This window comes from Streptomyces tendae (assembly GCF_008632955.1).
Taxonomy (GTDB): domain Bacteria; phylum Actinomycetota; class Actinomycetes; order Streptomycetales; family Streptomycetaceae; genus Streptomyces.
Map to the genome: position 1 here is coordinate 389,853 of NZ_CP043959.1, position 17,851 is coordinate 407,703.

Here is a 17,851-nt window from a genome sequence, read left to right on the forward strand (position 1 = left end):
GCGGCGGCGGGGATTGCCGGAGTCTTTCGCCCCCGCATTGCGGCGGGGCTGCGCGCGCGAAGATCGAGGGAGGCGGGAAAGGGCGGGAAACGCGGTTCACGGCGGGGCGGGCGGAACGGGATCTCGGGTCGAGATCCGTGACTCGGGGAGGCGCCGGGTGGGGCGTCGTTTCGGGGCGCGCGGGTGGGAGCGGGCCGGGGGCGGGCGCGGCGCGGGCGGGGGCGCGCCCGGCGGGAGGAGCGCGGAGGGGGCCCAGGGCGGCGGTGGCGGGGCGAAGTGGAATGCCGGGAGCGGGAGTTGTGCGCCAACCGGGCCCAGAAATGATCTTGATGAAATTGCAAGATGCCGCTATTCACGGGCGCCCCGGTTCGCCGTTGGGCTGTGAAACGCCTCAACTCGCTTTCTTTTTGCGGGGCGGGGCACCATCATTCGCCTACGCGCGGTAAGTTTCTGGCCATGCCACGTGGACGTCACCGTCATTCCCCGCCTCTGCACAGGATGCTGCCCCCGTCGGCGATCGCAGGCGTCTCCGTCGTCTGCGCTCTGGGGCCCTGGGTGTTCACACAACCGGTGGTGCTTCGTCTCCTGGCCGCGGCAGCCGCGGTCACGGCGATCGTGGGTGCCGTCGTGATGCGTCACTGGGACGCCCAGGCGGGCAAACGCGTCGCCGATCTGACGCGCGCGCGGGCGAGCGACGAGTGGCGTTTCGAGGAGCGGGTCGCCGAACTCGAGTCGGACCTCGAGGAGTCGCGTGAGCTGCGGATGAAGCTGGAGCAGCGGCTGCGCGCCAAGCGCGCGGAACTCGCCGGACTGCGCAACGAGCACGCCTCGCTGCTGCGCCGGTACGCGGCGGCCGAGGTGGACCGGGCGAGCGTCCTGGAGGAACGCCGGGTGCTCGAGATCGAGGCCACCGTCCCGGCGCGCGCGCTGCCGGCGGGGACCTCGTCGGCGCCCGGGGAAGCACCGGAGCCGACGGCACCCGCGGGTGCGGAGAGCGCGGCGGACACCGTGGCGGACGCCGACGAGCCGAAGGGAGGGCAGGACCCGGAGCCCTCCGGCGTCTTCTCCCCGGAGGGCTCGAACCTGTACCTGCGGGCCGACGCGGCCCTCGCCCGGTTCGCCGGGAAGCCGGGGGCCGGGGGTGCCGAGGCCGCGAAGCCGGACGCCGCCGACGACGTAACGGACACCGGGGCAACGGACGGCGGCGCGACGGAGCAGGCCGCCCCCGGGGCCGCCGTACCGGCCGCGCGGAAGGAGAGTGCCCCGGGCGCTCCCGCCGCCGGGCCCGCCTCCGAGGGCGCCCCGCAGCGGGCCGACGCACCCCGGCAGGACACCGCCCCCACGAGCGACACCGCCCCCAAGGGCGGCGGCACGCCCGAGGACGACGGTCCCGAGCCCACGAAGCGGTCCCGGCCGGATCAGACGCAGGAGGACGAGGCCGGGGGGCAGTCCCGGGCGGTCGGCGACCATGAGCGCGCGACCGCCTCCACCGCACCGGCCGGGTCCGGGGGTTCGGCCGTGCGGCAGCCCTCCGGGCACTTCACCGTGCCGACCGCCGTCGCGGTCGTCCCGCCGACGGCGCCCGTGCGGCGGCCCGTGACGGGAGGTGGCTTCGACTTCTTCGGCACGAAGCAGGAGACGGAACCCGCCGCCCTGGACGCCGTGCAGAACGAGGACCTCGCCGACGTGGTCGGCCAGGAGGCGCTCGCGCTGCACAAGGCGGAGGCCGAGGCGCGGTACAAGCCGGCCACCGAGGAGGCGCGCGGTGTCGGTCAGGTCATCGACCTGACGGCCCACGACGAGACCGAGCACATCGACGTCCAGGGTCTGCGCAGCGCGGTTTCCTGAACCCGCCCGCCACCGCCGACGGGGCCCCGCACATGCGGGGCCCCGTTTCGCGTGCCCGGCCGGTCAGGCCATCCAGCGGTCCGGAAGGGCGTCCCTGCGGCCCGTGCGGGATCGTTCCGCCTGGGCGCGCAGCAGCACGGCGGCCTCGTCGGCGGGGCGCAGGCGCGCCGCGACGGTGCCGTTGGCGCCGGTGTCCACATGCACGTCGGCGACCCCGCGGGCCCGCTGCCACGGCCCCTGGACCAGCCGGACGCTCTGCACCTTCGCGTGCGGCACCAGCGACAGGCTGCGCCGCAGCAGCCCGTGCCGGGCGGCGAACACCGCGTCGGTGACGGCGAGTCCGTAGCCCCGCCACCACACCGGCACGCACCAGTGCGCGCGTCGCGGCGGGCGGACGAGTGCCTCGGGCGGCGGCACGGTCACCCCGGGCAGGACGCGGGCGACGACCGACTCGGCGATCTCGCGCGGCGCCACCGGCAGCAGCAGGGAGTTGGACGAACCGGCCACGTCGAGTTCCACGCGCACCCAGCCGCGCCTGCGCCACAGCAGCGGCTCGACCAGCCGTACGGTCTGCACGCGGCCCGGCGGGACCGTCTCGTGCGCCCGGTCCAGCAGCCCGTGGTCGATCCGGAGGCCGTCGGGCGACTCGCCCAGCGTCCAGTCGTACTCGGCGACGAAACGTCCCACGCTGCTCGCGCCCGCCGCGCCGAGCATCGGCACGCCCGCCGCGAGCACCGTCCACAGGCTGTGGGTGGCCGTCCACAGCAGCGGCAGCGCCACCGCGGCGACCAGCAGCCAGACCCAGGTGGCGCCGGTCAGCAGCAGCGAGACGGCGAGTACGCCCGGCGGCACCCGCAGCATCTGCCGGGAGGGCGCCTCGCCCACTTCGTGCGCGGTCTCCGGGGCGAACCCGGCGGCCCGCGCCAGCAGTTCCGCGCGCAGCGCCCGCGCCTCGCCGGCCCCGAGGAAGGCGAGCTCGTCCTTCTTGTCGGTGCCTATGACGTCGAGTTTCAGCTTCGCCACGCCCGCGACCCGCGCCAGCAGCGGCTGGGTGACGTCGATGGCCTGGATCCGCTCCAGCCGGATGTGCGCGGTGCGCCGGAACAGCAGCCCGGTGCGCACCCGCAGTTCGCTGTCGGTCACCGCGAAGTGGGTGAACCACCAGCTGAGGAAGCCGTAGAGGGCGGCGGCCGGGATGAGCACGCCGAGCCCGATCAGCAGCGTGGTGGTGGTCAGCCGGGTGAGCTGGCGCTGCGCCCCGTCGAGGTCGTGCACCGCCCACCCCATCAGGACGGCCACGGGCGCCCAGGCCCGCCGCAGCGGCGTGACCGGGTGGAGCCGCCTCTCGGTCACGGGCGGCCGGTCGCGTACGTCCTCCTGGACGCCGGACGTCGTCACAGCCCCGCCGACCGGGCCTCGCCCAGCTCGGTGAGCCGGTCGCGCAGCCGTTCCGCCTCGGCCGGGTCGAGGCCGGGGATGGTGGCGTCGGTGGCCGCGGCGGCCGTGTGCAGCTGCACGCTGGCCAGCCCGAAGTACCGCTCGACGGGTCCGGAGGTGACCTCTACCAGCTGCATCCGCCCGTACGGCACGACCGTCTCCTCCTGCCAGAGGACACCGCGGCTGATCAGGAGGTCGTCGGCGCGCTCGGCGTACCGCCAGGAGCGCCAGTTGCGCTCCAGCATCACCCAGCCCCAGCCGAGCACGGCCAGCGGCAGCACCGCGAAGGCGGACCAGCCGGGCCCGGCCAGCAGGCCCGGCACCAGCGCGGTGGCGAGCGTCAGCAGTCCCAGCCACACCACCAGCAGCAGCCGCCGCATCGTCAGCAGCCGGGGCGGCAGCGCCCGCCACACCGGCTCCGCCGCCGCTTCCGCCGCACCGGCATCCGGTGCGGCGGGCGGGTGTGCCGTGTCCGGCGCCGCCGCCTCCGGCACGTCCGCTGTCCCCGTGTCGTGCGGGCTCCCCGTCTCCATGGAGCCAGCGTACGTAGGACAGACTGTGTGCATGACTCCTACGACGGAGACCATGGTCGGAATCGGCGGTGCGGCGGAGAGCACCGACATGGTGCTCAACATCGGCCCGCAGCACCCGTCGACGCACGGCGTGCTGCGGCTGAGGCTCGTCCTGGACGGCGAGCGGATCGTCCGCGCGGAGCCCGTGATCGGCTACATGCACCGGGGCGCGGAGAAGCTGTTCGAGGCCCGCGACTACCGCCAGATCATCATGCTGGCCAACCGGCACGACTGGCTGTCGGCGTTCTCCAACGAGCTGGGCGTGGTCCTCGCCGTGGAACGGATGCTCGGCATGGAGGTCCCCGAGCGCGCGGTGTGGCTGCGCACGCTGCTCGCCGAGCTGAACCGGGTGCTCAACCACCTGATGTTCCTCGGCTCCTATCCGCTGGAGCTCGGCGGCATCACCCCGATCTTCTACGCCTTCACCGAACGCGAGGAGCTCCAGCACGTCATGGAGGAGGTCTCCGGCGGGCGCATGCACTACATGTTCAACCGTGTGGGCGGCCTCAAGGAGGACCTCCCGGCGGGCTGGACGTCCCGCGCGCGCGGCGCCGTCGCCGGCGTGCGCTCCCGCATGGACCGCTTCGACGGCCTGGTGCTCGGCAACGAGATCTTCCGGGGCCGCACCCGGGGCGTCGGCGTGCTGTCCGCCGGGGCCGTGCACGCGTACGGGGTGAGCGGGCCGATCGGGCGCGCCTCGGGCGTCGACTTCGACCTGCGCCGGGACGAGCCGTACCTGGCCTACGGCGAGCTGGGTGACGTCCTGAAGGTGGTCACCCGCGAGGAGGGCGACTGCCTCGCCCGGTTCGAGTGCCTGCTGGAGCAGACGCACAACGCCCTGGACCTTGCCGACGCCTGCCTCGACCGGCTGGCGGAGCTGCCGCCCGGCCCGGTCAACCAGCGGCTCCCGAAGGTCCTCAAGGCGCCGGAGGGCCACACGTACGCGTGGACCGAGAACCCGCTCGGCATCAACGGCTACTACCTGGTCAGCAAGGGCGAGAAGACGCCGTACCGGCTGAAGCTGCGCTCGGCGTCGTACAACAACATCCAGGCGCTCACCGAGCTGCTGCCGGGCACGCTGGTCGCGGACATGGTGGCGATCCTGGGGTCGCTGTTCTTCGTCGTCGGCGACATCGACAAGTAGCCGTCACCCGGTGAGGACGTCCCCGGTCCGCACCGGCTGCGCCAGCCAGCCGAAGTCCCCGAGGCCGCCCGGCGCGGTGAGTTCGGCGGCCTCCCCGGCGGCGGCGAGGGCACGGACGTAACCGGCCGGGTCGGTGCTCGCCAGGGACAGCGGGGGGCGCCCGCCCGTCACGCCGAGCGTGCGCAGGGCGTCCCGCTGCGTCAGCAGGCGCGCGCCCGGCAGGGCGGGGGCGGCGGCGCACGCGTCCAGCGCGACGTGTGCCGTGAGGTCGCGGGAGCCGTCCGGCACCGGTGCCGTCTCCCGTCCCTCCCGGAACGCGGTCAGCGTGCCGAACGGGGGCCGCGCGCCGGCCGTGTGCGCGTAGTCCACGGCGACGGCCAGCCCGCGCGCCAGGGTGCCGACGGCCGCCGCCCAGGCCCGGTCCCGGGGCAGTCCGATCTCCGCGCGCAGTCCCTCCTCGGCGGGCAGCGGCCACCACCGGGCCAGCCACGCGGCCTCCGGCCCGGTGAGGGGTTCCCCGAGCCGCTCGGTGCCGTCCGCCCGCACCAGCACCCGCCGGGCTGCGCCGGAGGCGTCCACCTCGGCGACGTCCACGGGCACGTTGTCCAGCCACTCGTTGGCGAACAGCAGGCCCGTGACCCGCTCCGGCGGCGCGGTCCGCCACTCGATCCGCCCGTCGAGCCCTTCCGGACGCCCGGCCAGCTCGACGGCGTACGGGCGCACCCGGTCCGCCACATCGGCGGGCAGGGCGCCCAGGACGCCGGTGACGAGTTCACCCCGGCCCGCCGCCATGTCCACGAAGTCGAGCGCCGTCGGCCGTCCCAGCGCCTCGTCGACCCGGCACAGCAGCCGTGCCACGGCCCCGGCGAACTGCGGCGACGCGTGCACGGAGGTGCGGAAGTGTCCGGCCGGACCCGCTCCGCCGGGGCGGCGGTAGAAGCCGTCCGGCCCGTACAGGGCCTCCTCGGCCGCCTCCCGCCAGCCGCGGAAGCCGCCCCGTGCCGTCCCTGCCGTCACCGCTTCCCCGCGCCCGTCGCCGCCGTCGTCACCGGCCCAGATTACGTGCGCGCGGCAGCCCGGATCACGTGCGCGCACCGGCCCGGCCTCCACCTTGCGGAGTACACGTACCGGGCGGGGATCGGCCCTCCGGTTGACCCCTGCACGCATTTCGCTTCCCTACGCTGGGTTACGTGCAGCGCCTCTATGACTTCCTCCGCAGGCACCCGACGTGGGTCGACGGCTTCTGGGCCGTGATCCTCTTCGGGATTTCGGTGGTCGGCGGAGCGGCCACGGGGGCGTCCAGGGGCACCGACCGGGCGGCTCTCGTCGTCCCGGTCGTCCTGTTGCTGTCCCTGGTGGTGGCGCTGCGCCGGCGGATGCCGGAGCGGATGCTGGTCCTCGCCGTGGCGGTCGGCCTCGGACAGCTCGCCGCCGACGTGGCACCCCTCCCCGCCGACTTCGCCCTCCTGGTGATCGTCTACACCGTCGCGGCGACCGGTGCCCGCTGGGCCTCCCGCCTCGCGCTGACCGCGGGCCTGTGCGCGGCCCCGTTCGCGACGCTGCGCTGGCCCAGCGAGGACACGGGGACGGCCGGCAACATCGCCATCACGGTCTTCCAGGCCGTGCCGTTCGCCCTCGCGTGGGTGCTGGGCGACTCCATCCGCACCCGCCGCGCGTACTTCGCTCAGCTGGAGGAGCGCGCCGCCCGGCTGGAGAAGGAGCGCGAGGCGCAGTCCAAGGTCGCGGTCGCCGCCGAACGCGCCCGGATAGCCCGCGAGCTCCACGACGTGGTCGCGCACAACGTGTCGGTGATGGTGGTGCAGGCCGACGGCGCCGCCTACGTCCTCGACGCGGCGCCCGACCAGGCCAAGAACGCCCTGGAGACCATCTCCAGCACAGGCCGGCAGGCCCTCGCCGAGATGCGGCGCCTGCTCGGCGTGCTGCGCACCGGCGAGCACCAGGAGGCGGGGGAGTACGTCCCGCAGCCGGGGGTGCAGCAGATCGAGGATCTCGTCGAGCAGTGCCGGGAGTCCGGGCTGCCCGTGGACTTCAAGATCGAGGGCACCTCGCGCGAGCTGCCCAGCGGGGTCGAGCTGACCGCGTACCGCATCGTCCAGGAGGCCCTGACCAACACCCGCAAGCACGGCGGGCCCAACGCGGGCGCGAGCGTGCGGCTGGTGTACTTCGACGACGGGCTCGGCCTGCTCGTGGAGGACGACGGCAAGGGCGCCCCGCACGAGCTGTACGAGGAGGGCGGGCTCGACGGCCAGGGACACGGACTGATCGGCATGCGCGAGCGGGTCGGCATGGTCGGCGGAACGCTGGACGCCGGACCGCGGCCGGGCGGAGGATTCCGCATCAGTGTGCTGCTGCCGCTCAAACCCGCGCATTGACGCATCCGCACGCCCCCTGTTGACACCTGTCACGCCCCCTGCGGCGACCCGACGACCGAACGGAAGAGGCCACGATGACGATCCGCGTGATGCTCGTCGACGACCAGGTGCTGCTGCGCACCGGGTTCCGGATGGTGCTGGCCGCCCAGCCGGACATGGAGGTCGTGGCGGAGGCGGGCAACGGCGTGGAGGCCCTGGAGGTGCTGCGGTCCACGGCCGTCGACGTGGTGCTGATGGACGTCCGCATGCCCAAGCTCGACGGGGTGGAGGCCACCCGCAGGATCTGCGCGGACACCGACCCGCCGAAGGTGCTCATCCTGACCACCTTCGACCTCGACGAGTACGCCTTCTCCGGGCTGAAGGCGGGCGCGTCCGGCTTCATGCTCAAGGACGTGCCGCCCGGTGAACTGCTGAGCGCGATCCGCGCGGTGCACAGCGGTGACGCGGTGGTCGCCCCGTCCACCACCCGCCGGCTCCTCGACCGGTTCGCTCCGATGCTGCCCAGCACCGGCAAGCAGCCCGAGCACAAGGAGCTGGAGCGGCTCACCGAGCGCGAGCGCGAGGTCATGGTGCTGGTCGCCCAGGGCCTGTCCAACGGGGAGATCGCGGCCCGGCTGGTGCTGTCCGAGGCGACCGTGAAGACGCACGTGGGCCGCATCCTCACCAAGCTGGGGCTGCGGGACCGGGTGCAGGTGGTCGTCCTCGCCTACGAGACGGGTCTGGTGCGGGCCGGCGGACACGGCTGAGCGGAGCCCCGCCCGCCGGTAGGGTGCCGCGCATGCTCCTGTGGATCAACGGCCCCTTCGGGGGCGGCAAGACGCAGACCGCACACGAGATACGGCGCCGCCTGCCCGGCAGCGTCGTCTGCGGCCCGGAGCAGCCCGGCCTCGGCCTGCACCGCATGCTGCCGCCCGAACTGCGCGGCGACTTCCGGGAATTGAAGGCCTGGCGGCAAGGGGTCGTCGAGGTCCTCGACCTCACCCTCACCCGGCGCGAGGGCGTGGTGATCGCGCCCATGACCGTCACCGATCCCGGCCACTTCGCCGAGACCGTGGGCCGACTGCGCGAACTGGGCCACGACGTGCGGCACTTCACGCTCCTCGCCGAGCGGGAGACGGTGCTGCGGCGGCTGCGGGAGCGGGGGCTCGGGCACCTGCTGGGCGGCGCCCGGAGCCTGCGCCGGGAGAGCTGGGCGGTCGAGCGGCTCGACCACTGTCTGGAGCGGCTCGCCGAGCCGGAGTTCGCCGAGCACCTGTGGACCGACCACACCACGGTGCCGAGGACGGCGGACCGCATCGCCGTCCTCGCCGGCCTCACCCTGCGCCCCAACCACGAGGGCCGGCTGCGCACCCGTCTCCGTCAGGCGGGCGTGGGCGTCCGGCACATCCGCCCGGGCTGACGGCGGGCACCCGTGCCCGCGCACGGCCCGAGGGAGCGACTCAGCGGAGGATGCTCTCCAGGAAGTCGCTGCCGAGGCGGGCCACGACGGTCACGTCCAGCTGGTGGAGGACGTACCGGCCGCGGCGGCGTGTGGTGATCAGGCCCGCCTTCTTCAGCACGCCCAGGTGCCGGGATATCTCCGGCGCGGTCATGCCGTGCACCTGGGCCAGCTCGCTCGTGGTGAACGCGCCGCGGGCGAGGTTGCGGCACATCCGCATGCGCACCGGGTGGGACAGCGCGGTCATCCGCAGGCTCAGCTGGTCGACGCTCGGGGGCGCGGCCGGCTCGGGTGAGCCGACCGGGTAGTGCAGCACCGGCTGCCAGTTGTGGCGGTGCAGCACCATCAGATGGGGCCAGCCGAGGCTGGTGGGGATCAGCAGCAGCCCGCCGTCACCCGTGACGGAACGCCCGTCGCCCAGCTTGTCGACGGTGATCCGGGCCGCCGCCGCGTCCAGCGTCACTGCGGGGGAGACCGCGGCCAGTGCCTCGCCCAGCCCCTTGTGCCGGAGCAGGTCCGTCTTGAGGCGGGCGTCCGCGGTGAGCTGCTGCCGCAGCCGGGACCAGGTCTCCGCGAAGAACGCCTCGTCGCAGTCGCGCAGGAACTGCCGCAGCCAGTCCCTGATGCGCGGCGGATCGGCCAGCAGCCGCTCGGTGAACAGCACCTGGCTCGGCCCGCGCGCCGCGGCCAGTTCCAGCGCGCGGCGGCGCAGACCCTCGTCGACGAGCGGACCGCCCCCCGGGACGTCGTACGGGAGGGCGCAGGTGAACTCCAGGGCCGCGTCCACGAACTGCTCGTCCGACAGCTTGTCCAGCAGGTCCAGCTCCTCGGCGAGCGTGGCGCCGGGCAGCGTCGTCCTGCCCGGTACCCCGGCGCACGGCAGGAACAGGTCGGAGAACGTCGTCCGCCACAGGAAGTCCGCCTCGCACATGCGGTCGGCCAGGTGCGGGTCGAGCCGCGCGGTCACCCCCGTCACCCAGGCCTGCAGCCCCGGATGGTGCGCCGGCTCGGACAGCGCGTGCAGCGCCATGCCCAGCTCGGCCAGGGAAGAGAGCACGACGGCCGTTCTCTCCGGCCGCAGCCCCGTGATGTCGATGTGCACGCCCATGACCACATGGTGCACCGGACCACCGACACCGCGGACCCCGATTGACGGGCCCCGTCAATCGAGGAGACGCGGCGGCCGGGAAGGCGCAGCGTGGACGGCATGAGCCTCACGCAGCAGTACCTCCTCGACACCTACCGTGCCTCCCGGCTGGGCGTGCCGGCCCCGCCCGCACCGGGCCTCGAAGACTGGCAGGTCGTCCGCGAACTGGGCGGCGAACTGCACCGCCTCCGCGCGGCCCGCCCCCACCGCCCGAACCGCGGCGACCCCGGCACCCGTACCGCCCGCCGGCTCCGCCGCGCCTTGACCCGCCTGCTCCCACGCCCTTCCGCACCGGCCTCCGGACGGGCTTCCCGCCGGGCCTCCGGACCGGCTCCCCGCCCGGCTTCCGGACCGACTCCCCGTGCGGCCTCCGGACCGGGCTGCCGTCCGGCCTGCCCTCCGGCCGGGACCGCCTGAGCGGAACGGCGGGGCGGCCGGCCGGCCGGACCGTCCGTGCGGCCGTGCGCAGGCCGTCCCGGGCGTGGCCTGCCCGTGGGGCGTGAGCCGGGCCGCGGGCTGCCCGGCCGGACTGCTGGGCTCGCCCCGAACGGTGACCGGGCGCGTGGCCTCGTCGGTCCGGCCGGCGGCGGACCGGGAGGACCGTGGCCGTCCGCGCGCCGCGTCGGCCGCCCGGGCCGGTGATCCGGCGGCCACCGTGGTCGTCAGGGCGGGGAGGTGGCCGGCCCAGGTCGGGGCCGGCCGCCCCGACGGGCGGACCGGGCCGCCCGCATCCGGCACGGCTACGCCGCGCCCGTGGCGGTCAGGCGGTGGGCGAAGTCCGTGGCCGCCTCGCGTACGTCGTCGGCCGTCCACTCCAGGGCCGCGGCACGGACGTACACCTCGGTGAACGTCAGCCCCGGGCCCTTCGGGTCCCAGTGGTTGGCGAACAGCATGCTGCCCGTCTCCTCGCCCGCCCGGATCGCCGTCTCCGCCACCAGCTCGGTCTCGTAGGGCAGCCACAGCTGGAAGTCATGGGTGTGCGGGACCTCGGGGTGGATCCGGAACCAGGGCAACCCCCCGGCTTCCAGGCCCTCGCGCAGGGCGGACGCCACCACGCGCGCGTGGCGGACGTACTCGGGCAGCCGGGGCAGTTCCCGGTCCAGGCCGATCAGCGCGGACAGCGCGGTCGGGAACTGCTGGAACACCGCGCCCCCGTACCGGTGCCGCCAGGCCTTCGCCTCCTCGATCAGGCCGGCCGGTCCGGCGAGGGCCGCGCCGCCGAACGCGTCGAGGGACTTGTAGAAGGACACGTAGACGCTGTCCGCGAGGCCCGCGATCTCCTCAAGCGGCCTGCCGAAGTGCTCGGTGCACTCCCACAGCCGGGCGCCGTCGAGGTGCACGATCGCGTCGCGTTCCCGCGCGGCGTCCGCCAGCCCGGTCAGCTCGTCCCAGGTGGGCAGCACGAACCCGGCGTCCCTGAGCGGCAGCTCCAGCATCAGCGCGCCGAAGGGTTCGTCGAGTCCGCGGACCTCCTCCGCGGTGGGCTGCCGGGGCTCGTTCGTGAACCGCACCGGGCGCAGGCCGCTGACCTGGCTGAGCGCGTTCCGTTCGTACACCTCCGGGTGGCTCAGCGGGTGCAGCGCGACCGCCGGGTTCCCGGTGCGGCCGGCCCAGCAGCGCAGGGCGACCTGCTGGGCCATCGTGCCGGTCGGGAAGAAGGCGGCGGCCTCCGTGCCGAGCAGCCCGGCCACGCGCTGCTCCAAGGCCTCGACCACTCCGTTGCCGTACAGGTCCGAGGTCTCGTCGAGGTCGTACACCTCACCCGCGGCGTCCAGCAGGGCCATCCGCTCCCGGAGCGGGGCGAGGAAGCCCAGGCGCGCGAGCACGCGCGGGGCGTTCCGCCAGGCCGCGATGCGCCGTTCACGCGGGGTGGGCGGGGCCGCTTCCTCCGCGTCCCGGCCGGGGCTCCCCTCGTCCCGCGCCCCCTTGGTGCCGTCCGTGCCGTGCGCCGTGTCAGTCATGCCCGTGATCATCCCGCGCCCTCTCCGCGCGGTCACCCCCAAGGGGGCACGCGCGCGGGGCGGATGCGCGCGTGCGGTGGCCCACAGCCTGTGGACAACCGGTCGCCGCCGGAACCGATCGCGTTAACATGACGAGAAATCGTCCGGTACCCCGAGCGGACTGGAACGGGAAGGCCACCCTCGCGTGAACACAACCCCACAGCCCGATCCCCGGGACCGCCCCGCGCGGCTCACCGTCGGCGTCGTAGGCGCCGGACGCGTGGGTCCCGCCCTGGCCGCGTCCCTCCAGCTGGCCGGGCACCGCCCGGTGGCCGTCTCCGCCGTCTCCGACACCTCCCGCAGGCGGGCCGAGGAAATGCTGCCGGACGTGCCGGTGGTGCCGCCCGCCGAGGTGCTGGAGCGGTCCGAGCTGGTGCTGCTGACCGTCCCCGACGACGCCCTGCCCGAGCTGGTGAGCGGCCTCGCCGACACCGGCGCCGTGCGCCCCGGACAGCTGCTGGTGCACACCTCGGGCCGCTACGGCGCCAAGGTCCTCGACCCCGCCCTGCGGGCAGGCGCGCTGCCGCTGGCCCTGCACCCGGCGATGACGTTCACCGGCACCCCCGTCGACGTGCAGCGGCTCGCCGGCTGCTCCTTCGGCGTGACCGCGCCCGACGAGCTGCGGCTGGCGGCCGAGGCCCTGGTCATCGAGATGGGCGGCGAGCCGGAGTGGATCGCCGAGGAGAACCGCCCGCTCTACCACGCCGCCCTCGCCCTGGGCGCCAACCACCTGGTCACCCTCGTCGCCCAGTCCCTGGAGCTGCTGCGCACCGCGGGCGTCGGTGCCCCCGACCGGATGCTCGGCCCGCTGCTCGGCGCCGCCCTGGACAACGCGCTGCGCTCCGGCGACGCGGCCCTCACCGGACCGGTCGCCCGCGGCGACGCCGGCACGGTCGCCGCGCACGTCTCCGAGCTGCGCCGGCACGCCCCCGGCACGGTCGCCGGATACCTCGCCATGGCCCGCGCCACCGCCGACCGCGCGCTCGCCCACGGACTGCTGAAGCCGGAGCTCGCCGAGACCCTCCTCGGCGTCCTCGCCGACTCGGCGGCCGGGACGGGAACGACCGGCGGGACCGACGGCGGCGGAAGCACCCCGGGGGACACCCCGTGAGCCGCGCCGGCCGCGGACACGGCGCGGACGGCCGTGACCGCGCACCCCGCACCCGCCTCACCCGTACGCCCCCGCGCGCGTCCCGGAACGGAGCCGCCCGATGACCGCCACCCTGCTGCGCACCGCCGCCGAACTGCACGCCCGCGCGCGTACCGGCCGCCGTGCCGTCGTCATGACCATGGGCGCGCTGCACGAGGGCCACGCCACCCTGATCCGCGCCGCGCGGAAGATCGCCGGCCCCGACGGCGAGGTCGTCGTCACGGTCTTCGTCAACCCCCTCCAGTTCGGCGCCGGCGAGGACCTGGACCGCTACCCGCGCACCCTGGACGCCGACGTCGAGCTGGCCGGGCGGTCCGGCGCCGACGCCGTGTTCGCCCCGTCCGTCGACGAGGTCTACCCGGGCGGCGAACCGCAGGTCCGGATCAGCGCCGGACCCATGGGCGAACGCCTGGAGGGCGCCGCCCGCCCCGGCCACTTCGACGGCATGCTCACCGTCGTGGCCAAGCTGCTGCACCTCACCCGCCCCGACGTCGCGCTGTACGGGCAGAAGGACGCCCAGCAGCTCGCCCTGATCCGGCGCATGGTGCGGGACCTGAACTTCGGCATCGAGATCGTCGGCGTGCCCACCGTCCGCGAGGAGGACGGGCTCGCCCTGTCCAGCCGCAACCGCTACCTCTCGCCCGCCGAGCGGCGCACCGCGCTCGCCCTGTCGCAGGCCCTGTTCGCGGGCCGCGACCGGCACGCCGCGCAGGAGGCGCTGCGCGCCCGGGCCCGCGAGGTGCCGGCCACCCGCGCGCGTGCCGAGGCGCTCAGCGCGATCGGGGAGTCCCGCGCCGCGGCCGACGCGCACGCCGTGGCCACCACCGCCGGCGGCCCCGCCGCGATCCGCGCCGCCGCCCGCCTGGTGCTGGACGAGGCCGCCCGCCTGGATCCGCCGCTGACGTTGGACTACCTGGCGCTGGTCGACCCGTCGGACTTCACCGACATCGGCGACGACTTCACCGGCGAGGCCGTCCTCGCGGTCGCCGCGCGGGTGGGCGCCACCCGGCTGATCGACAACATCCCCCTGACCTTCGGAAACCTCGGAGCCGCCTCGTGACCGGCACAGGCATACGCCCGCCCGTCGCCCACCGCCACCCTCGAGCGGAAGCGCCTCGCGCCCGGCCCCGCTTGCACGCGCCCGCGCCCGGGTGGTCCATCGACGCGGACGTCGTGGTCGTCGGCTCCGGGGTCGCCGGCCTCACCGCCGCCCTGCGCTGCGAGGCGGCGGGACTGACGACCGTCGTGGTCACCAAGGCCCGCCTCGACGACGGCTCCACCCGCTGGGCGCAGGGCGGCATCGCCGCCGCCCTCGGCGAGGGCGACACCCCCGAGCAGCACCTGGACGACACCCTGGTCGCCGGCGCCGGCCTCTGCGACGAGGAGGCGGTACGCATCCTCGTCACCGAGGGCCCCGACGCCGTACGGCGGCTCATCGCGACCGGCGCGCAGTTCGACGCGTCCACCGACGGCCGGCTGGAACTCACCCGCGAGGGCGGCCACCACCGCCGCCGCATCGCCCACGCGGGCGGCGACGCGACCGGTGCGGAGATCTCCCGCGCCCTGGTCGAGGCGGTCCGCGCGAGCGGGAGGGGCGAGCGCGAAGCGCGCCCGGCCAAGGGCGGTGGCGGGCGACGGGCGGGACTGCGGACGATCGAGAACGCGCTCGTGCTGGACCTGCTGACCGACGCGGAGGGCCGCACCGCCGGCGTCACCCTGCACGTCATGGGAGAGGGCCAGCACGACGGCGTGGGCGCGGTGCACGCGCCCGCCGTGGTCCTCGCCACCGGCGGCATGGGCCAGGTGTTCTCCGCCACCACCAACCCGGCCGTCTCCACGGGCGACGGCGTCGCCCTCGCGCTGCGCGCGGGCGCCGAGGTGAGCGACCTGGAGTTCGTCCAGTTCCACCCCACGGTGCTCTTCCTCGGCCCGGACGCGGAGGGCCAGCAGCCGCTGGTCTCCGAGGCGGTGCGCGGTGAGGGCGCCCACCTGGTCGACGCCGACGGCGTGCGCTTCATGCTGGGGCAGCACGAACTGGCGGAGCTGGCGCCCCGGGACATCGTCGCCAAGGGCATCATGCGCCGCATGCGGGAGCGCGACGCCGAGCACATGTACCTCGACGCCCGCCACTTCGGCGCCGAGATGTGGGAGCGCCGCTTCCCGACGATCCTGGCCGCCTGCCGCGCCCACGGCATCGACCCGGTCACCGAGCCCGTGCCCGTCGCCCCGGCCGCCCACTACGCCTCCGGCGGCGTGCGGACCGACTCCCGCGGCCGCACCACCGTGCCCGGCCTGTACGCCTGCGGCGAGGTCGCGTGCACCGGTGTGCACGGCGCCAACCGGCTGGCGTCCAACTCGCTCCTCGAAGGCCTCGTCTACGCCGAGCGCATCGCCTCCGACATCTCCCGCACCGGCGTTCACGCGCGCGTGCCGCAGCCGCTGCCCGCCGCAGAGCGCCCCACGCACCCGCTGCTCCCGCCGGAGGCCCGCCTCACCGTCCAGCGGACGATGACCCGAGGCGCGGGCGTGCTGCGCTCCGAGGCGTCCCTGGCCGAGGCCGCCGAGCGCCTGCACCGGCTGCACGCCGACGCGCGTGACGCCCTCGACGAGAACGGCAAGACCGCCGAGCCGGGCGTCGACACCTGGGAGGCGACCAACCTGCTGTGCGTGGCCCGCGTCCTGGTGGCCGCCGCACGGCTGCGCGAGGAGACCCGCGGCTGCCACTGGCGCGAGGACCGCCCCGAGCGGGACGACACCGCATGGCGCCGCCACATCGTCGTACGGCTGAATCCGGACCGATCGCTGGCGGTGCGCACCACCGACACCACAGACTTCCCCCCGACCCTCCCCCAGGCCCAGGAGCAGTGACAGCAGTGACCACCCCCGACCTTCCCCTCGTCTCCTCCGGCGGCTGTGGCGACGGCTGCGCCTGCGGCGCCGGCGAGGAGGACACGTACCTGGAGTGCGGGCTCGACCCCGCGCTCGCCCAGCTCCTGGCCGACGCGGGCCTCGACCCCGTCGAGGTCGAGGACATCGCCAACGTGGCCCTCCAGGAGGACCTGGCGCACGGCGTGGACGTGACCACGGTCGCGACCATCCCGGAGGAGGCCGTCGCCACCGCCGACTTCACCGCACGGGAGGCGGGCACGGTGGCCGGCCTGCGGGTCGCCGAGGCGGTCATGTCGATCGTCTGCACCGAGGAGTTCGAGGTCGAACGCCACGTGGAGGACGGCGACCGCGTGGAGGCCGGGCAGGTGCTGCTCTCGGTCACCACCCGCACGCGCGACATCCTCACCGCGGAGCGCAGCGCCCTCAACCTGCTGTGCCGCCTGTCCGGCATCGCGACGGCCACACGCGCGTGGGCGGACGCCCTGGAGGGCACCAGGACGAAGGTGCGCGACACCCGCAAGACCACCCCGGGGCTGCGCAGCCTGGAGAAGTTCGCCGTGCGCTGCGGCGGCGGCGTCAACCACCGCATGTCCCTGTCGGACGCCGCGCTGGTCAAGGACAACCACGTGGTGGCCGCCGGCGGCGTCGCGCAGGCCTTCACGGCGGTCCGCGAGCAGTTCCCCGACGTCCCGATCGAGGTCGAGGTCGACACCCTGCACCAGCTCCGTGAGGTGCTGGACGCGGGCGCCGACCTGATCCTGCTGGACAACTTCACCCCCGGCGAGTGCGAGGAGGCGGTGTCCCTCGTCGACGGCCGCGCGGCGCTGGAGGCATCCGGCCGGCTGACCCTCGCGGGCGCCAAGGCGTACGCCGACACGGGCGTCGACTATCTCGCCGTGGGCGCCCTCACCCACTCCTCGCCGATCCTCGACATCGGCCTCGACCTGCGCGCTGGGGAGTAGGACCGGTCATGCTGCTGACGATCGACGTGGGCAATACGCACACCGTTCTCGGCCTGTTCGACGGCGACGAGATCGTCGAACACTGGCGCATCTCCACGGACGCGCGGCGCACGGCCGACGAGCTCGCCGTCCTCCTCCAGGGCCTCATGGGCATGCACCCGCTGCTGGGCGAGGAGCTGGGCGACGGCATCGACGGCATCGCCATCTGCGCGACCGTCCCGTCCGTGCTGCACGAGCTGCGCGAGGTCACCCGCCGCTACTACGGCGACGTGCCCGCGGTCCTGGTGGAGCCCGGCGTGAAGACGGGCGTGCCGATCCAGTTCGACAACCCCAAGGAGGTCGGCGCCGACCGCATCATCAACGCGGTCGCGGCGAACGAGCTGTACGGCGGTCCGGCGATCGTCGTCGACTTCGGCACGGCGACGACCTTCGACGCGGTCTCCGCGCGCGGGGAGTACGTCGGCGGGGTCATCGCGCCCGGTATCGAGATTTCCGTGGAGGCGCTCGGTGTCAAGGCCGCGCAACTGCGCAAGATCGAGGTGGCGCGGCCCCGCACCGTCATCGGCAAGAACACGGTCGCCGCGATGCAGTCGGGCATCGTGTACGGCTTCGCCGGCCAGGTGGACGGGGTGGTCAACCGCATGGCGCGGGAGCTGGCGGAGGACCCGGACGACGTGACGGTCATCGCCACCGGCGGGCTGGCGCCGACGGTGCTGGGGGAGAGCACGGTGATCGACGAGCACGAGCCGTGGCTGACGCTGATCGGGCTCCGCCTGGTCTACGAGCGGAACGTGTCCCGCATGTAGCGCTTACGCCGCCCACGGCCGCCCCACCCGGGCGTCCCGCCTGGTCGGGCCACCCGGGTGGTGAC

16 protein-coding genes are annotated in these 17,851 nt (G+C 74.8%); 11 read left to right on the plus strand and 5 right to left on the minus strand.

Going from position 1 to position 17,851, the window contains the following annotated elements; all coding sequences use genetic code 11:
- Window positions 1-498 precede the first annotated feature (498 nt).
- Complete coding sequence (locus tag F3L20_RS01855; protein ID WP_150151491.1) at window positions 499-1,848, plus strand: hypothetical protein; 1,350 nt, start codon at window positions 499-501, stop codon at window positions 1,846-1,848.
- Window positions 1,849-1,911: 63 nt separating this feature from the next.
- Here the strand turns inward: F3L20_RS01855 and F3L20_RS01860 are convergent, their stop codons facing one another.
- Together F3L20_RS01860 and F3L20_RS01865 are read right to left on the minus strand one after the other, a co-directional pair.
- Window positions 1,912-3,246, minus strand: coding sequence for a PH domain-containing protein (locus F3L20_RS01860; protein ID WP_150151494.1), 1,335 nt, complete (start codon window positions 3,244-3,246; stop codon window positions 1,912-1,914).
- Complete coding sequence (locus tag F3L20_RS01865) at window positions 3,243-3,818, minus strand: PH domain-containing protein (RefSeq protein WP_150151497.1); 576 nt, start codon at window positions 3,816-3,818, stop codon at window positions 3,243-3,245. The genes F3L20_RS01860 and F3L20_RS01865 overlap by 4 nt, the downstream gene beginning before the upstream one ends.
- Window positions 3,819-3,849: 31 nt before the next feature.
- On the opposite strand from F3L20_RS01865, the gene F3L20_RS01870 reads away from it, so the two are divergent.
- Complete coding sequence (locus tag F3L20_RS01870) at window positions 3,850-5,001, plus strand: NADH-quinone oxidoreductase subunit D (protein WP_150151500.1); 1,152 nt, start codon at window positions 3,850-3,852, stop codon at window positions 4,999-5,001.
- A 3-nt stretch (window positions 5,002-5,004) separates the two neighbouring features.
- Here F3L20_RS01870 and F3L20_RS01875 read toward each other — a convergent pair whose 3' ends face one another.
- Window positions 5,005-6,018 carry an SAM-dependent methyltransferase gene (locus F3L20_RS01875; protein ID WP_240810979.1) on the minus strand — a complete coding sequence of 338 codons (1,014 nt, stop codon included), beginning with the start codon at window positions 6,016-6,018 and terminating at the stop codon, window positions 5,005-5,007.
- Between the two features lie 173 nt (window positions 6,019-6,191).
- On the opposite strand from F3L20_RS01875, the gene F3L20_RS01880 reads away from it, so the two are divergent.
- The 3 genes from F3L20_RS01880 to F3L20_RS01890 all read left to right on the plus strand — a co-directional run bounded on the left by F3L20_RS01880 (window position 6,192) and on the right by F3L20_RS01890 (window position 8,793).
- Complete coding sequence (locus F3L20_RS01880) at window positions 6,192-7,394, plus strand: sensor histidine kinase (protein ID WP_150151507.1); 1,203 nt, start codon at window positions 6,192-6,194, stop codon at window positions 7,392-7,394.
- Window positions 7,395-7,468: 74 nt separating this feature from the next.
- Window positions 7,469-8,140: a response regulator transcription factor gene (locus F3L20_RS01885; protein ID WP_145829306.1), complete on the plus strand. Its 672-nt coding sequence runs from the start codon at window positions 7,469-7,471 to the stop codon at window positions 8,138-8,140.
- Window positions 8,141-8,172: 32 nt separating this feature from the next.
- The gene (locus F3L20_RS01890) at window positions 8,173-8,793 is read left to right on the plus strand and encodes an AAA family ATPase (protein ID WP_150151510.1); all 621 of its coding nucleotides are present in this window, start codon (window positions 8,173-8,175) and stop codon (window positions 8,791-8,793) included.
- Between the two features lie 40 nt (window positions 8,794-8,833).
- Here the strand turns inward: F3L20_RS01890 and F3L20_RS01895 are convergent, their stop codons facing one another.
- Window positions 8,834-9,940, minus strand: coding sequence for a DUF5937 family protein (locus F3L20_RS01895; protein ID WP_150151513.1), 1,107 nt, complete (start codon window positions 9,938-9,940; stop codon window positions 8,834-8,836).
- A 99-nt stretch (window positions 9,941-10,039) separates the two neighbouring features.
- Between F3L20_RS01895 and F3L20_RS01900 the strand changes: the two genes are divergently transcribed.
- Window positions 10,040-10,396 carry a hypothetical protein gene (locus F3L20_RS01900; protein WP_150151516.1) on the plus strand — a complete coding sequence of 119 codons (357 nt, stop codon included), beginning with the start codon at window positions 10,040-10,042 and terminating at the stop codon, window positions 10,394-10,396.
- 323 nt (window positions 10,397-10,719) lie between these two features.
- On the opposite strand, the gene F3L20_RS01905 is transcribed toward F3L20_RS01900, so the two are convergent.
- Window positions 10,720-11,952: a threonine aldolase family protein gene (locus tag F3L20_RS01905; protein ID WP_150151518.1), complete on the minus strand. Its 1,233-nt coding sequence runs from the start codon at window positions 11,950-11,952 to the stop codon at window positions 10,720-10,722.
- Window positions 11,953-12,124: 172 nt separating this feature from the next.
- Here F3L20_RS01905 and F3L20_RS01910 point away from each other — a divergent pair, with 172 nt between their 5' ends.
- The 5 genes from F3L20_RS01910 to F3L20_RS01930 all read left to right on the plus strand — a co-directional run bounded on the left by F3L20_RS01910 (window position 12,125) and on the right by F3L20_RS01930 (window position 17,786).
- Window positions 12,125-13,090, plus strand: a complete 966-nt coding sequence (locus tag F3L20_RS01910; RefSeq protein ID WP_145829311.1) for a Rossmann-like and DUF2520 domain-containing protein — start codon at window positions 12,125-12,127, stop codon at window positions 13,088-13,090.
- A gap of 100 nt (window positions 13,091-13,190) precedes the next feature.
- Window positions 13,191-14,189, plus strand: coding sequence for a pantoate--beta-alanine ligase (gene panC / locus F3L20_RS01915; RefSeq protein WP_150151521.1), 999 nt, complete (start codon window positions 13,191-13,193; stop codon window positions 14,187-14,189).
- Window positions 14,190-14,200: 11 nt separating this feature from the next.
- Window positions 14,201-15,997, plus strand: a complete 1,797-nt coding sequence (locus F3L20_RS01920) for an L-aspartate oxidase (protein ID WP_150157188.1) — start codon at window positions 14,201-14,203, stop codon at window positions 15,995-15,997.
- Between the two features lie 5 nt (window positions 15,998-16,002).
- Window positions 16,003-16,980, plus strand: coding sequence for a carboxylating nicotinate-nucleotide diphosphorylase (nadC, locus tag F3L20_RS01925; protein ID WP_150151524.1), 978 nt, complete (start codon window positions 16,003-16,005; stop codon window positions 16,978-16,980).
- A gap of 8 nt (window positions 16,981-16,988) precedes the next feature.
- Window positions 16,989-17,786, plus strand: a complete 798-nt coding sequence (locus tag F3L20_RS01930) for a type III pantothenate kinase (RefSeq protein ID WP_024885862.1) — start codon at window positions 16,989-16,991, stop codon at window positions 17,784-17,786.
- The last annotated feature ends 65 nt before the right edge of the window (window positions 17,787-17,851 follow it).